Below are 14,098 nucleotides of genomic sequence, written 5' to 3'. Positions count from 1 at the left end.
AAGCCCTAGTGCTGTCTTCGGTATGGCTAGAACGCTTTGCTCTGAAAGCCTTGCATCAGCATGAAGCGCAGCGTGGTCGGCCCGTACGGTATGATCGGACGCAGGCCGATGTCGCTGTTCGCCAGCGGCGCGGCGATGCCGGCCCCGTAGAGCAGATACGGGCGCGAGTTGGCATCGAAGAGATTGTCGGCCGAGATCTGGATCGCCGTTCCGCTGGCTCCGAGCGGCTGCCGGTATGTCGCCGTACCGGTGATGAAGGCCGGAACGTCGTACGTATTATTCGAGCCATAGTACGTCAGGCCGAGCTCGAGATACTGGCCGTACTGCCCGCGCCGATGGACCGCGGCATACATTTGTGAGTACGCCTCGCTCTTGTTCGAGATGCCGTTGAACCCGGTCGAGGTCCCGAAGTAGTTGATCCCCGAGACGACACCGAGGTTCTGCGTGTACGGACCAGCGGGCCCATAGTAGAAGCCCGGCGGTACGTTGTACGCGTAGGCGCGCTGCAGCGCGCCCGCGAGCGTAAAGCCGTAGCCGCGCGGCGGATCGTCGTTGTAGGTCGCTTCAAGGCCGGTGTAACGGCTCTGCGCGAGGTTCTCGTTCGTATTGATGAAAACCGGGACGCCCTGATAGCTTTCACCGCTCGGGTAGACGACGCCCACGAACTGATTGCGGATGTTCGTCAGGTACAGGTCGGTCGAGAGAATGCCGTAGGGCGCGAGGCGGGCGTCGCCGCCGACGTCGTAGCCGAACGAGGTTTCGGGCAAGAGGCCGCCCGCGTTCCTCGTAATCGTCACCGAACTCGCCCCGGGCGTGTAGACCTGTGCCGGAGTCTGGTTATAGACGCTGATCAGCGCGGGATAGGGCGGCGCGATCGCCGAGCCGGTCGAGAGGCGCAGGTTCACATCGCGCGAGGCGCGGTACGAGAGGCCGATCCGCGGATCGTCGTGCGTCGTGAAGCTGCTCTGAAAAATTGCGTCGTTGGTCGGAGTCGTACCCACCGCGTAGTTGCTGTCGAAAGTGCTGTAGTAGTTCGCCAGCGTCAGCTGGGTCTTGGCGCCGAAGTTGAGGATGCCGCGCAGCAGGTAGGTGGTAAAAACTTGGCGCGTGCCGCCGGGGACCGAGATCGAGAGGTTACCGTCGGCGTTCGTGGAGCTGCCGGTGACGCGGTAGACATTGGTGAGCGCCGTATTCGAGTCGACTGAGAACGACAACTGGTCGGTGCCCAGCGGATGGTCCCACTCGAACGAGGTGCCGTGCAGGTCGTCGTGCTCGACGGAGTTCGTGTAAGGGGTCGGGATCGTGACGTTAGCCGTTGTGCCGTTGAAGACCATCGGCGCAGCGCTCGTACCCAACAGCGCCGTGCCGTAGAGCGTCAGCGGCGTGCTGTAGTTCGAGGAGGGACTCGTCAGACTGGAGGCCGTGATCCTGCCGAGGATCGCGCTATAGTAGCGCGCGAGGAGCGTGTCGTTGCCGAGCGTCGTGCGGAGATCGGCCTCGAACATCGGTTCGTTGTCGAGCAGCTGCGTGTCGGGCAGCGTCGTCGTGTTATTCAGCAGTAGGCTCTGGCCCGCGGCAAACGGCAGATTTCGTCCATTGTAGCCGGCGGCCGGCGCAAACGTCGAGTCGAGCTGCGTGAACGCCGAAGCAGCTCCGTCGTAGCTGCCCTGGATTCCGATAAACCCCGCCGAAAACGAGGTCGCGCTCGAAAAATTATATTGCAGTTTCGCCAGCTCGCCGTGGACGAGGTAGTTCGAAGTTACGTTTTGACAGCAGGCCACCAGCGACGTGTAGGCGTTGGCCGGATTGCCGATCGCGAACTTGATGGGATAGACGCCGTGATAGCCGTTGATCGGGGTGCCGCTGGTCGTCGGCGCCGTCTTTTCGATGACGCCGTAGCCGCCGATGTTCGTTCCGACGGGTAGAAAGATCGTGCTCGGATAGCTCTGCAGCGGGCCCTCCGTACCATAGCTTACGTACCCGAAGAGATAGCCGAGGTGTCCGTTGGCGACGGTGTCGGAGATGCGGAAGCTCGCATACTGCCCCGAGGTGGTGTCGACGCCGAACATCGAGCTCTCGGTGAGATTCGGCGTCGGCTGTCCGGTTCGAAAGTTGAGCGTTCCGCCGATGCCGTAATCGATCTCAGGTGCGTAGGCCGTCGGACCTTTGACGACTTCGATGTCGTCAAAGAGCATCGAGTTCACGAGCATCGTCGGATAATCGCCGTGCGATCCGTTGATCAGCGGATGGCCGTCGATGAGGGTGGCCTTCTCGTAGTCGAGCGCACCGCGAAGATTCGGCGAGGTAATCGATCCGGGAGCGGCGGGGTTGGCGCTCGCAGGCCGAGCCGAAATGATTCCCGGCACTTGATCGAGCACGTGACCGATCTGCAGCTGGCCCTGCTCGCCGAATATCGTGTTGGAGAGATAGGTCACCGACGACGAGCTCGTATTCAAAGCACCCCGTTGCGCGGCTGAGACCGACGCGATCTGCTGCAGCGTCGAAAGCGATGCGGTCTCCATCGAGACGTCGACCTGAGCGCCGCTCGCGCCGACCGCAATGTCGGTGATCGTACGCGGAACGTATCCGGCTTTCTCGACCGTGACCGAATAGATGCCCGTCGAGAGCCCCGCAATCTGGAAATTGCCGCTCGAGTCGGTTTTCGTGCGAAGCTTGGCAGAAGGCGTCACGGTGACGTTTGCACCCACAAGCGGCGCGCCGCTCACGCCGGTCACGCGACCGCTCAGCGTGCCGGCGGTCTGCGCATCGCCGACGGCATGCGTCAACGTATAGAAAAGGGTGAAGCCGATCAAAAGCCGGAGTGTACGCAGCATGCCCAGACGTTCTGCGCGCCGGGTTGCAAAATTCCTGGCGGCGCTCGTCGTGATTTTCTCTCTCTTCTCCCCCATTTTCGCGCGTGCGCAGAGCCTCGTATTGAGCGGCAGCCTACGCAACAATGCGGGGCGGCCCGTCGCATCGGCCGTGGTCACCTTGTCCGATAGCACAAAGCGCCTGGTTGCTCGAAGCGACGCGCGCGGAAGATTCCATTTTACGATCTCTGCTCCAGGAACATATACGCTGGGCGTTGCCGCGAGCGGCTTTCTCCGCTATAAGCGCTTGATAAATATAGCGGGTTCACTCGACGTTGCGGTGACGCTCGAGCCCAGCACGCTCCCGGTCATAGGCTCGGTGATGGGCGTGGCACGCACGCCGTTCAACTCGACGCCGCTCGCGCAGCGCGTCTTTCCGCGCGAGGCCTATCGCGATCAAGGGCAGCCCTCGGTTACGAGCGTTCTCGATCAAACGCCGGGAGCTATAGTCGCACGCTCGACGGCGGCAAACGATGCGGCGCCAATCGCACCGGCAGCTCCGCTCGTTCGTGGAGGTCTACCATTCGAAACGCCGGTCTCGCTGGACGGATCGCTCGTTTCACTTCCCTCGAGCGGCAGCTTCGATCTCGCGCTCATTCCCACGTACGTTTTGCAGGAGGTCGAGGTACTGCAGGGTCCGGGCGATCCCGCCGGCGCGGGCGGCGGCGTCGGCGGAGCATTGAACTTGCGCACCGCCGAGCCGACGCTGCCGGTTCGCGCGATGCTGGAAGTCGAAGGCGATTCGCGCGGCGGACAGTTTTCGGACCTTGCGTACGACGGAACGCTTCCCGGCGGCAAGTTCGCGTTCGCGACGATGGCGTCGATCGACGGCTCTCCCGGCTCGCTGAGCGGCACGAGTTACGGAGTGCCCAGCGACGCGCTGCGTAAAGCGCTCTTGCTGAAGCTGCGAATGACGCCCGATCCCTTCCTCACCGTCACCGCGAACTTTCTGGGCGTCAACCTGCAGCGCGCGCTCGGCGGCGTCGATGCCGTTCTCTTCCCCAACGGCAGCGTCGGTGGACTGCTGCCGTCGCTCGATTCGACGCAGTTCGAAACTCTTCGCTTCGGGCAGATCCAAGCGCGGCTCGATCACGGCACCGACGGCTTCGATGCAAAACTCTACGGTCTCGATCTTGCGAACAGCGCGCAATCGGGCGCTGGGGGCATCACGTCGGCGACGCAAGAAAAGGAACGAGGCGCCGCGTTCGTTTGGCGGCACCAGGCCACGCGCAGCCTCTTCTCGCTCTCGTTGTCGGATAGCCGTGGAACCGCCGCGAGCAACGACGTCTACGCGATTCCAATCGCCTCGGGATCCGATCTCAACCTCTTGACGCTGCGCGGAACCGCAACGCTCCATCCGACCGATGCCGATCAACTCGACCTCTCGGCTGAAGGCGGCAGCCTCGCGCAGCACGCCGCTCCGAACGGAACCACGTTCAACTCCTACACGTGGGCGCCGACTGCGGTGCGCGCCGGCTACTCGCATTCGCTGGGCCGCGAACTTTCGCTGCGCGCGGCCGTCGGAGCGAGCGGGGTAACGCCGCCGGTGATGGCGCTCTCCGGCGGACCGGCGGTGCTGCAGCAATACGTCGGATTCCCAATGCGGGTCGTGGGATTCACCTCCGCCGTCGACCGCATGGAACGCGCAAACGGCGAAGACGTCGGCGCTGAGTGGCGGCTGCACGGCGAGACGACGACCTTTTCCGCCGACTGGTATCGGAGCAACACCTACAACGCCTACGTTCTCGAAAGCGAGCCGCAGAGCCAGGGGGCGATGCTCGAACGCTGGTTCAACGGACCGCCGATGGTCGACGAAGGCGTACAGTTTTCTCTCGTCCAGTTCAAGCCGGTCGGCATGGGATTCATCGCGCAGATGGCGTTTCCGCGAACGTACGTTTCCGGCCCGTTGCCGCCGGGCTTCTACGCAAACGGCAACCTCGCCGTGATTCCAGGGCAGAACGTATCGGGCGGCGCGTTCTTCACCGCCGGTGAGAACGATGTCGCTCCCATCCGCGTACCGTACGCCGTCGGCTACGGCGAGATCAGCTATAAGTGGCCGCGCGGTTCGCGTTTGTCGCTCGGCGCGTTGTATGAAGGAGCGAATAATCCGTACGCCGCGCCCGCCTTCGTCACGTTCAACTCCAATCTCGAGCTCTCATTAGGTCCCAAAGCGAAGTTTCAAATCTCGGTCGAGAACCTGACCAACGAGCTCGATAACCGCTTGCCGTTTGCCTTCCAGGGCATCGGCGTTCCGCTTGCCGCCGGCGGCGCCGGCTTGACGAACGCCAACGCACTGCAGCCGCGAACCTTTCGCTTCATGCTTCGCCAATCGTTTGGCGGCGGAGCGATCTACGAGCACTAGGCGCTCTCGGCCGCTTTAAGGCGAAGCGTTCGGCTCAGCCGGACCCTTATACGTAATCGCACCGTCGACGTCGATGAGGTACCGTTGCCCTCGCGCAATGACGATGCTGGGCAGATGCGGCTCGCGCGCGAGGACGTGAAAGACATCGGTGTCTTGCGGAACGTCGGCGAGAACCTCCTTGAAGACATTCGCGACGAGCCGGCCGCCGTTCGGGCCGACCGGTGAGGCAGTCCTGGCGAAAATAACGCCTTTGTGCATACGATGCGTTTCGAGGATCTGCGTGCCGTCCGCGGAGATCGCGTAACGAGTGTCGCCGCCGACAGGGTAGACGTTGAGTTTCGCCTGTGCGGGATAGAGATAGACGTAGAGCGTCCCGTCATCGTTGGGGAGGACCGCGACGTTGTACGCGTACCCCTCCACCGGAACGAAGGCTCCTTTCGCCGTAGCGATGGCATGCGCCGCAGCAACGAGGAAGCCCGTCTCGCTGCGCGGCGGCGCAAAGATTTTGGCCGTGAAGTGCCGCCCGTCGGTGATTTGCGCCTGCGCCCGGATCAGAAAGGACGTACCGACGGAATCGAGCGCGCCAAAATCGACCTCCCAACCCGAAGGCGTCTTGCGCGCGACGTAATTCTGCAGACCGGCACTGTCGCTTCCCAGCAGCGCGTGCGCCGCATCGGTGCCGTGCCAGGCGGCCTGATCGTAGGCATAGAGGTTGCGGCCGCGTTGCGTGATCGCCGCCAGCTGATCGGGCGTTGCCGGCGACTGTTGTGCGCCGGCGGCTCCCGCCGCCGCTGCGAGCCATGCGGTCAGAAAAATGAACCGCAAAAGAGCTTTATCCATGAGATCCTCTTAACGAAACGCGCCTGCGACGCCGCTGGTGACGCCGGAACCCGTGCGTTCTTCACCTCCGCGAGTAAGGTTCACTTCTACAAGCGACGAACTCCAAGCCTTCGGGAGGGACTCTTTGGCGATCGAGATTCAACGAGTTGTCAGCGAACGCGACTACGCGCGGCTGCATGAGCTTTTCGTGGCCTATGAGGACGATCTTATCCCGGAGCTGCGCCACGGCGACGTGCCGCCCATCGACGAGCTGCAGCGGATGTTCGGCGGCGAGGACGCGGCGTTTCTGGCCAACGGCGAGCAACGTGCGGCGGGCTGTATTGCCGTGATGCGCTTCGATCGGCGGACGGCCGTCATCCGCCACCTGTTCGTCGATCCGCAGGCGCGCGGCGCAGGTGCGGCGCGGGCGCTCGTCACTTCCGCCATCGAGTTTGCTAGAGATGCGGGGTGCGAGCGCGTCGTCCTCGATACGGCCAAAGAGCACCTGCCGGTTGCGTACCGGCTCTATCTTTCTTTGGGTTTCCGCGAGTCGGCACCATACACGACGGTGAACTATCGCTGCCCGACATTCATGGAGCTTAAGCTCGCGGAAGATCGCAAAGACGGCCGCTAAGCGATGCCGAGCACCGCGCGCGCGTGCGACCCGCCGTCGAAGCGTTCGGTCACGTTGAAGTCTTCGCTGAGCGCCCAGACGATGTAGAGTCCGCGACCGCGCTCGCTCAGAAGATCAGAGGGCAGCTTCGGGGCAAAGGTAAAGCCCGGCCCGCGGTCGAGCACGTGCAAGACCGGCGGCCCTTCATTCCAGTCGAAGATGATCTCGATCGGACCGGGTGCGTAGCGCACGACGTTGCCCAGCAGCTCGCCGAAGACCAGTTCGGCCGCATTGAGGCTGTCGCCCCGCACCCCGTTGTTTCGCAGCGCGTCGACGAACGAGTAGCGCGCACGATGCGCGATCGAGACGTCGTGGGCATCGAATGCCCACTTGAGCGTGTGCAGCCTGCCGTCGTCGGCGACGGCCTCCTCTACGGAGCCTCCAAGCTGCATCGTGAGCACGACGACGTCGTCGCTGCTCTCGCCCTTGAGCACCGCGCGGTAGAGGGCGTTGGCCGGATTCGACTCCTTGACGACGTCCGCCCGTTCGAGCGCAGCGACGAGCCGATCGTGCCCGCGAATGATGTCGCGGTCCGCTTCGATGAGCCCGTCGCTATAGAATACAACCAGGCAGCGCTGGGGAAGTTCCGCAACGCCGGCGGTTTCGCCGCGCACGCGCAGCCCGAGCGGAAGTCCGCTCGTGCCGAGCTCCGAGACCATCCCTTTCTCGTCGCGCAGCAGCGGCGGCGGATGGCCGGCGGACGCATGGGCCAGCGCGCGCGTAACCGGGTCGAAGACCCCCACAAAAGCGGTGACGAACGTATTGGGATACTCTGTTTTGAGCGTGCGATCCGCCGCATCGAGCATCGCGATCGGATCGGCATAGACCTGCGCCACGCCGCGGATGACCTGCCGCATAGACGCCATGATCACCGCCGCGGAGAGACCGCTTCCCGCGACGTCACCGATCGAGAGGACGATGCGTCCGTCGGCAAGCCGCAACGCATCGTACCAATCGCCGCCGAGCTGCTCGCGATCGCTGGCGGGAACGTAGATGCCGTCGAACGCGACGCCCGGAACTTGGGGCAGCGAGATCGGCAGCGCGGCCCGCTGAAACTCCGCGGCAATCTCGCGTTCGCGCTCGTAGAGCCGTGCGTTCTCGATGGCCACCGCCGCGCGTTTCGTCAGCTCCTCGAAGAGCGGAAGGTCTTCGTCACCGTAGCGGCGCGGCGTCTCGGCCCAAAACGCGACGAGCGAACCGATCGTACGGCCGTGGGTGCGCAGCGGGACCGTCATCGCCGATCGCGGCGCCAGCTCACGAATGACGGGCAGGAGGTTAGGGGCTGCAGATCGTTCGACGAGCTCCTCGCGGACTTCGCGCACGATATTCGCTCGCGTCGTTTGCAGGACGGCGACGATATCGGGCTCGACGTTGGGATTGTGGTTGTAACGGCCGAGAAGACGCTTTACGAGGCGCATCTTCTTCGAATCGGAATGAATGACCGCGAAGGTCTTGAGGCGGCCGGTTTCGTCGACGAGATCGATCGCGGCCCAATCGCCGAACTCCGGGACGATGATCGCGAGGAGCCGGTTGAGCGTCGTCTGCAGATCGAGCGATTCGGCCAGCACCTCGCCCGCCTTCGCGAGGAACGCAAAGCGCTGACCCTGTCGCTTGTAGTCGTCGATATCGGTGCAGATTCCGAGCCAGCCCTTCGCTTTCGGCGCCGCTAGCAGCGGCGAAACTTGCAGGGAAAACCAGCGGTTCTCGCCGTCGGCGCGGCGCAGCCGGAGTTCGAGCTCAAAGTGCGCGAGGCTCTTGACCCCTTCCCGCACGGCCTGGCGCGTTCGCCGAAAATCCTCGCGATAGACGGCCGCCGCCCACTGTTCCTCAGAGCTCTTTGCTTCGGCGCCGGCTGAGTTGGGCTGCCCGGTGTACTGATACCACTCGCGATTGAACCACGCGATACGGCCGGCCGGTGTTGCGGTCCATGCGATCTGCGGAATGTCGTCAATAGCAGGATTTGGGAGGGGCATAAGCAGCTATCGACCCTTTTTCGTTACGGGAGCGACTTTCATTCTTTGGAAGGCTCTGCCGGGTAGGGCCGACAATGGCACGTTGGTCATGGAAGGCCCGCCGAGCTCGTGGAAAATTGTGATGCTGCTCGCCGACAGCGCGCAGGCAGTAAACGGTAAGCTCTATATTCTCGGCGGCGGCTGGTCGATGACGGGGCCCGCGCCGACCCCGTCGGCAATCGCGATCAAATTCGAGGTGCCGTGGGAAGTCGCCAATCGCAAGCATCAGGTACGAATTGAGCTGCTCGACTCGGACGGCAACCAAGTTCTCGTCGCCGGGCCGCAAGGCCCGCAGCCGATGCTGATTGCGGCGGATCTCGAAGTCGGGCGTCCCCCGGGTCTGACGCCGGGCGCACCGCTCGATTCCCCGCTGGCGATCAATATCGGGCCGCTTCCGCTCGGCCCCGGACGTTACGAATGGCGCTGCACGATCGTCGATGCGAGCGTGAGTCAATCGTGTGCGTTTACGTTCCGCGAAACCCCCTTGACGGTGCGCGTCCCTCCGGCGGAGTAGGCGTTGCCGCTCGCGCCGCCTCGTGGGTAAAGGGCGACTTCTAACAGAACTCACGCGCGATGACGAAGCAAATCATTGCGAAGCTCTCGGAGATCGCCCCAGGCACTACCAAGCGTGTCGAGGTCGACTCCTGCGGTATTCTGCTTTGTAACGTCGCCGGCTCGATCTACGCGATCGAGGACGTCTGCACGCACGACGGCGGCCCGCTCGATCAGGGAACGCTCGAAGGCGAGTGCGTCGTCTGCCCCCGGCACGGCGCGACGTTCGACGTAAAAACCGGCGACGCGCTCACGCTGCCGGCCGTCGTGCCGGTCATGACCTATCCGGTTGAAGTCGTGGGCGACGACATCTTCGTCACTGTGGACTAATGCTATTCGGCTCCAAGCGCGAGGGGCGAGAAGGCGCGATCGCCACGGGACGCGACGTCGTAGAGATCGTCGCGATCCTCGCCGCGGGCGCCTGGGCCTTCTACGTCTTTGCCTACGAGAACCGAATCAAGCCGTCGTGGGCGAACCCGCAGGTCAACTTCTCTGCATCGCTGCAGCGCCTCGGTGAGCGCAACGGATTGATCGCGCTGCGGCTGCATCAGCGGCTGCACAACTTCGGTACGGTTCCGGCCCACTTTCTGGGTGTCGCGATCAACGTCTACGGGGAGCGCGTCAGCTACGCGAGCGCCCGGCGAGTCCCGCCCGCCCCGAGCACGACCTACACATACAAAGCGTTCTTCCAAACGACCCGCGAAGATCCGGTCTACAGCTTGGCCTACGTTACGAAGCTGGGCGATCCGCAAAGCACCCAGATCACGAAGCTCGATCCGGGCGACACGCTCGAGAACGACTACACGCTCTACGTTCCGCGCGGGCGTTACGATTTGCTGACCGTCGAGATCAGCGGGGTCTTTACGAAAAGCGAAGGTCCGGTCATCCCGACGCACATCGAGAGATCGCCGCAGGGCGCCGCCAAGCTTGTTACGTCGGACATCACCAAAGCGACCGTGGCCGACACGAATCCGGTCACCTCACTGAGCCTTTAGCGAATCGCCGCAAGAAGCCGCTACTCCTCGGGCCGAAGCGAGCGGGCGCCGATGGCGACGGCACGGTCATTTTGGGAACATACGGATCGATGGGCGAACCCACACGAGACGGCACGAAGGCGCCCTGCACCCGGCGAGGGTTCGTCGCCCGAGCCGTAAGCACAAGCGTCGCGCTGCCGTTGATTCTGCGGCCGCGCGAGGCCGCTGCAAGCGAGGAAGGCACAAACGAGATGCTCACGGCGCCCAATACTACCGAAACCACGATCGTCTTGAACGTCAACGGGGCGGAGCACCAGGTCGCCGTCGAGCCGCGCGTCACGCTGCTCGATGCGTTACGCGATCGTCTCGGGCTAACCGGCACGAAGAAAGGCTGCGATCACGGGCAGTGCGGCGCCTGCACGGTGATGGTCAACGGACGCCGGATCGACTCGTGCCTGACGCTCGCGGTGATGCACGAAGGCGATCGGATCGTTACGATCGAGGGGATCGCGCCAGAGGGCGAGCTTCATCCAGTGCAGACCGCCTTCATCAAACACGACGGTTTTCAATGCGGATACTGCACGCCGGGACAGATCGTCTCGGCGGTCGCGCTGCTCGCCGAGGGAGTGGCGGCCGAACGCGGCGCCATCCAAAAGGCGATGAGCGGAAATCTCTGTCGCTGCGGCTGCTATCCCCACATCGTCGACGCGGTCCTCGAGGTGCAAGCTCAGCGGTGAAGCCCTTCACGTACGTCCGCGCGCAGAGTCCGCCGACCGCGCTGAGCGCGGCCGGGCGCGAGTCCGGCGCGCGCTACATCGCGGGTGGAACCAACCTGCTCGATTTGATGAAGCTCGAGGTCGAGTCTCCGCCCCTTCTCGTGGACATCAATCCGCTTGCGCTGCGCGGGATCGAAGCGCGCGCGGGCGCGCTGTATATCGGCGCGCTGGCTCGCCTAACCGACGTTGCCGGGAACGCACAGGTTCGCCGGAACTTTCCACTGGTCGCCATTGCCTTGGAGGAGAGCGCGTCCCCGCAGCTGCGCAACATGGCGACGATCGGCGGAAACTTGATGCAGCGCACGCGCTGCGCCTACTTTCGTGATGTCGCGACGCCGTGCAACAAGCGGCGCCCGGGAAGCGGGTGCGGGGCGCTCGACGGCGAGAACCGCCGCCAAGCGGTGCTCGGCACGAGCCCGCACTGCATCGCCGTTTCACCTTCGGACCTTGCGGTCGCGCTCGCGGCGCTGGACGCGACGGTCCACCTCAGCGGCTCGAACGGAGATCGCGAGATCGAGCTGGCCGATTTCTACCGCCTTCCGGGCGACACGCCGCAGATCGAGACCGCGCTCGAACCGCACGAGCTGATCGCCGGCGTCTCGCTCCCGCTCCTTCCGTTCGCTTCGCGGTCGACCTACGTGAAGGTTCGCGACCGCGCACAATACGACTTCGCCTTGGCCTCGGCGGCGGTCGCGGTCGACCTGCGCGGAACGACGATCCGCGAGGCTCGAATTGCGCTCGGGGGAGTGGGCACAATCCCGTGGCGCTGCGCGCAGGCCGAGCGGCTTCTGGCCGGCGCGCCGGCGGACCGCGAGAGTTTCGAGCGCGCAGCGCAGGCCGCGATGTCGGGTGCGGGCGGACGAGGCGCGAACGACTATAAAATTCCGCTCGGCCGGCGCACGCTCATCCGCGCGCTCGAGAGTGCGGTGGCACTGTGAGCCAACCACTCATCGGCGCACCGCTCGATCGGGTCGAGGGGCCGCTGAAGGTTCGCGGCGAGGCCAAGTATACCATCGATATCGCTGTCGAAGATATGCTGCACGTGGTCGTGGTGCCCAGCACGATCGCCAGCGGACGAGTCGTGGAGGTTGACGATGCGGCAGCGCGCAGCGCCTCCGGAATCGTCGCGGTGATGACGCACCGCAACGCGCCGCGCGTCAACCAGTCGCGGACGGCGCCCCATGACACGAACCTCTTTCTTTTGCAGGGCGATATCATAGAGTTCGATCGTCAACCAGTCGCGCTGGTGATCGCAACGAGCTTCGAAGCCGCAACCTACGGCGCCTCACTCGTACGGGTGCGCTATGAATCCAAGCCACTCGAGATGCAGTTCGATTCAGCTCCGCGCTACGTTCCCGAAGACATCTTCGGCGAGCCAGCAAAGCATCAGCGCGGCGATCCGGCTCGGGCGCTCGCGAACGCGGCGGTCGCAGTGCATCAAACTTACCGCACGCCGACCGAACATCACAATCCCATCGAGACGCACAACACGGTCGCCCAGTGGCAAAACGGCGACCTGACACTGCACGATTCGAGCCAGTGGGCCTTCGGCGTGCGCCGCCGGATCGCGGCGGTCTTCGGAATCGACGCGGAGCGCGTTCGCGTCATCGTTCCCTATGTCGGGGGCGCCTTCGGCAGCAAGGGCACGATGTGGTCGCACGTAGCCCTGGCCGCAATGGCGGCCAAACTCGTCGATCGGCCGGTGAAGCTCGTCGTCACGCGCGCGCAAATGTTCGGCTGGATCGGGCATCGGCCGCAGACCGAGCAGCGGGTCTCGCTGGGCAGCGATCGCGATGGGCGTCTCGTCGCAGTAACGCACGACGTGCTCTCGGAGACGAGCCTCCACGACGAGTTCGTAGAAGCCTGCGGCGTCTTCAGTCGCGACCTTTACGCCGTGCCGAACTACGCGATGTCCCACGCGCTGCCGCGCTTGAACATCAGCAAGCCGACGTATCAGCGCAGCCCCGGCGAATCGACGGGCTCGTTCGCGCTCGAGTCGGCGCTCGACGAGCTGTCCTACGAGCTCGGCATCGACCCGCTGGAGCTTCGTCTGCGAAACTACGCGCAGCACGATCCGAATTCGGGCAAGCCCTATTCCAGTAAGCATTTGCGGCAGTGTTACGTTGCGGCCGCGCAGCGCTTCGAGTGGAGCCGCCGCAAGCCGCAGGTTCGCGCGACGCGGCGCGATGGAATGCTGGTCGGGCTCGGCATGGCGACCTCTTCGCGCTCGACGTTTCGTTCGGCGGCCAGCGTACGCGTGCAGCAGCACGAAGACGGCCGCGTCGTTATCGGCTGCGGGACGATCGAACAAGGCTGCGGCTCGCCAACGGTCTACGCGCAGCTGGCGGCTGAGATTCTCGAGATCCCTTACGAACGCGTGCAGTTCGAGTTCGGCGATACCCGCCTGCCGCCCGCGCCCCTCGCGGCCGGCTCGCAGACATCCGGCAGCGTCGGCTCGGCAATCGTCGTCGCGGCCACTCAACTGCGCGAGCGTCTCGCGGGCAACCGCGGGCGCGTGCCGCCCGGCGGCATCAGTTTTGAAATTGAGGAGAAACCCGAGGAGGAAGAGCCGTACGCGACCCAGAGTTTCGGCGCGGGATTCGTTGAGGTCGAGGTCGATCCCGATCTCGGCGAGGCGCGAGTCGTGCGCTACGTCGGGGCCTTCGACAGCGGCCGTATCCTCAACGCAAAGACGGCGCAGAGCCAGTTCGTCGGCGGCGTCGTCTGGGGCATCAGTATGGCGCTCTTCGAAAAGACGCGCTACGACCGGCGCACCGGGCGGGTCATGAACGCCGATCTCGCCGAGTATCTGGTGCCGACCAACGCCGATATCCCCAATCCCGAGATCATCATGATCGAAGAGGACGATCCGCACATCAATCCGGCGCACGTCAAAGGCATCGGCGAAGTCTCGATCACCGGAGCGGCTGCCGCGATCGCCAACGCCGTCTATCACGCGACCGGCGTGCGCGTGCGGGAGCTGCCGATCACACCGGACAAACTTCTTACGTAAGTCGAAAGGCCGCGTTTCGACGGGACGGCCTATACTTCCGTAGAAGG

At 64.2% G+C, this 14,098-nt stretch carries 11 protein-coding genes; 8 read left to right on the top strand and 3 right to left on the bottom strand.

From position 1 onward, the window contains the following. Positions 1 to 26 precede the first annotated feature (26 nt). The gene (locus VGG51_05135) at positions 27 to 2,834 is read right to left on the bottom strand and encodes a TonB-dependent receptor (protein HEY1882406.1); all 2,808 of its coding nucleotides are present in this window, start codon (positions 2,832 to 2,834) and stop codon (positions 27 to 29) included. Between VGG51_05135 and VGG51_05130 the strand changes: the two genes are divergently transcribed. After that, positions 2,833 to 5,232 (top strand): TonB-dependent receptor, encoded by a 2,400-nt coding sequence (locus VGG51_05130; protein HEY1882405.1) that lies wholly within the window; start codon positions 2,833 to 2,835, stop codon positions 5,230 to 5,232. The genes VGG51_05135 and VGG51_05130 overlap by 2 nt on opposite strands. A gap of 15 nt (positions 5,233 to 5,247) precedes the next feature. Here the strand turns inward: VGG51_05130 and VGG51_05125 are convergent, their stop codons facing one another. After that, a complete protein-coding gene (locus VGG51_05125) occupies positions 5,248 to 6,072 on the bottom strand; it encodes a hypothetical protein (protein HEY1882404.1) in 825 nt (274 codons plus the stop codon). A gap of 124 nt (positions 6,073 to 6,196) precedes the next feature. On the opposite strand from VGG51_05125, the gene VGG51_05120 reads away from it, so the two are divergent. After that, the gene (locus VGG51_05120; GenBank protein ID HEY1882403.1) at positions 6,197 to 6,685 is read left to right on the top strand and encodes a GNAT family N-acetyltransferase; all 489 of its coding nucleotides are present in this window, start codon (positions 6,197 to 6,199) and stop codon (positions 6,683 to 6,685) included. Here VGG51_05120 and VGG51_05115 read toward each other — a convergent pair. Then, positions 6,682 to 8,697: a SpoIIE family protein phosphatase gene (locus VGG51_05115; protein HEY1882402.1), complete on the bottom strand. Its 2,016-nt coding sequence runs from the start codon at positions 8,695 to 8,697 to the stop codon at positions 6,682 to 6,684. The genes VGG51_05120 and VGG51_05115 overlap by 4 nt on opposite strands. Positions 8,698 to 8,785: 88 nt before the next feature. On the opposite strand from VGG51_05115, the gene VGG51_05110 reads away from it, so the two are divergent. From VGG51_05110 to VGG51_05085, 6 genes are all read left to right on the top strand, one after another. Beyond that, on the top strand, positions 8,786 to 9,250 hold the full coding sequence (locus tag VGG51_05110) for a hypothetical protein (GenBank protein ID HEY1882401.1): 465 nt from the start codon (positions 8,786 to 8,788) through the stop codon (positions 9,248 to 9,250). A gap of 59 nt (positions 9,251 to 9,309) precedes the next feature. Then, the gene (locus tag VGG51_05105) at positions 9,310 to 9,618 is read left to right on the top strand and encodes a non-heme iron oxygenase ferredoxin subunit (GenBank protein ID HEY1882400.1); all 309 of its coding nucleotides are present in this window, start codon (positions 9,310 to 9,312) and stop codon (positions 9,616 to 9,618) included. Further along, positions 9,618 to 10,283 (top strand): hypothetical protein, encoded by a 666-nt coding sequence (locus VGG51_05100; GenBank protein ID HEY1882399.1) that lies wholly within the window; start codon positions 9,618 to 9,620, stop codon positions 10,281 to 10,283. The genes VGG51_05105 and VGG51_05100 overlap by 1 nt, the downstream gene beginning before the upstream one ends. A gap of 89 nt (positions 10,284 to 10,372) precedes the next feature. Next, on the top strand, positions 10,373 to 10,999 hold the full coding sequence (locus VGG51_05095; protein HEY1882398.1) for a (2Fe-2S)-binding protein: 627 nt from the start codon (positions 10,373 to 10,375) through the stop codon (positions 10,997 to 10,999). After that, a complete protein-coding gene (locus VGG51_05090; GenBank protein HEY1882397.1) occupies positions 10,996 to 11,976 on the top strand; it encodes a xanthine dehydrogenase family protein subunit M in 981 nt (326 codons plus the stop codon). The genes VGG51_05095 and VGG51_05090 overlap by 4 nt, the downstream gene beginning before the upstream one ends. Continuing rightward, positions 11,973 to 14,051 carry a xanthine dehydrogenase family protein molybdopterin-binding subunit gene (locus VGG51_05085; protein ID HEY1882396.1) on the top strand — a complete coding sequence of 693 codons (2,079 nt, stop codon included), beginning with the start codon at positions 11,973 to 11,975 and terminating at the stop codon, positions 14,049 to 14,051. Before VGG51_05090 ends, VGG51_05085 begins: the two co-directional genes overlap by 4 nt. The last annotated feature ends 47 nt before the right edge of the window (positions 14,052 to 14,098 follow it).

The organism is Candidatus Cybelea sp. (genome assembly GCA_036489315.1).
Taxonomy (GTDB): domain Bacteria; phylum Vulcanimicrobiota; class Vulcanimicrobiia; order Vulcanimicrobiales; family Vulcanimicrobiaceae; genus Cybelea.
The sequence above is the reverse complement of the archived record's forward strand: the minus strand, read 5'-3'. Positions and strand labels throughout refer to the sequence as shown.

Coding starts and splice junctions, on each gene's coding strand:
- VGG51_05130 (HEY1882405.1), top strand. CDS start 2,833: ATGCCCAGACGTTCTGCGCGCCGGGTTGCAAAATTCCTGGCGGCGCTC.
- VGG51_05135 (HEY1882406.1), bottom strand. CDS start 2,834: ATGCTGCGTACACTCCGGCTTTTGATCGGCTTCACCCTTTTCTATACG.
- VGG51_05125 (HEY1882404.1), bottom strand. CDS start 6,072: ATGGATAAAGCTCTTTTGCGGTTCATTTTTCTGACCGCATGGCTCGCA.
- VGG51_05115 (HEY1882402.1), bottom strand. CDS start 8,697: ATGCCCCTCCCAAATCCTGCTATTGACGACATTCCGCAGATCGCATGG.
- VGG51_05110 (HEY1882401.1), top strand. CDS start 8,786: ATGGAAGGCCCGCCGAGCTCGTGGAAAATTGTGATGCTGCTCGCCGAC.
- VGG51_05105 (HEY1882400.1), top strand. CDS start 9,310: ATGACGAAGCAAATCATTGCGAAGCTCTCGGAGATCGCCCCAGGCACT.
- VGG51_05100 (HEY1882399.1), top strand. CDS start 9,618: ATGCTATTCGGCTCCAAGCGCGAGGGGCGAGAAGGCGCGATCGCCACG.
- VGG51_05095 (HEY1882398.1), top strand. CDS start 10,373: ATGGGCGAACCCACACGAGACGGCACGAAGGCGCCCTGCACCCGGCGA.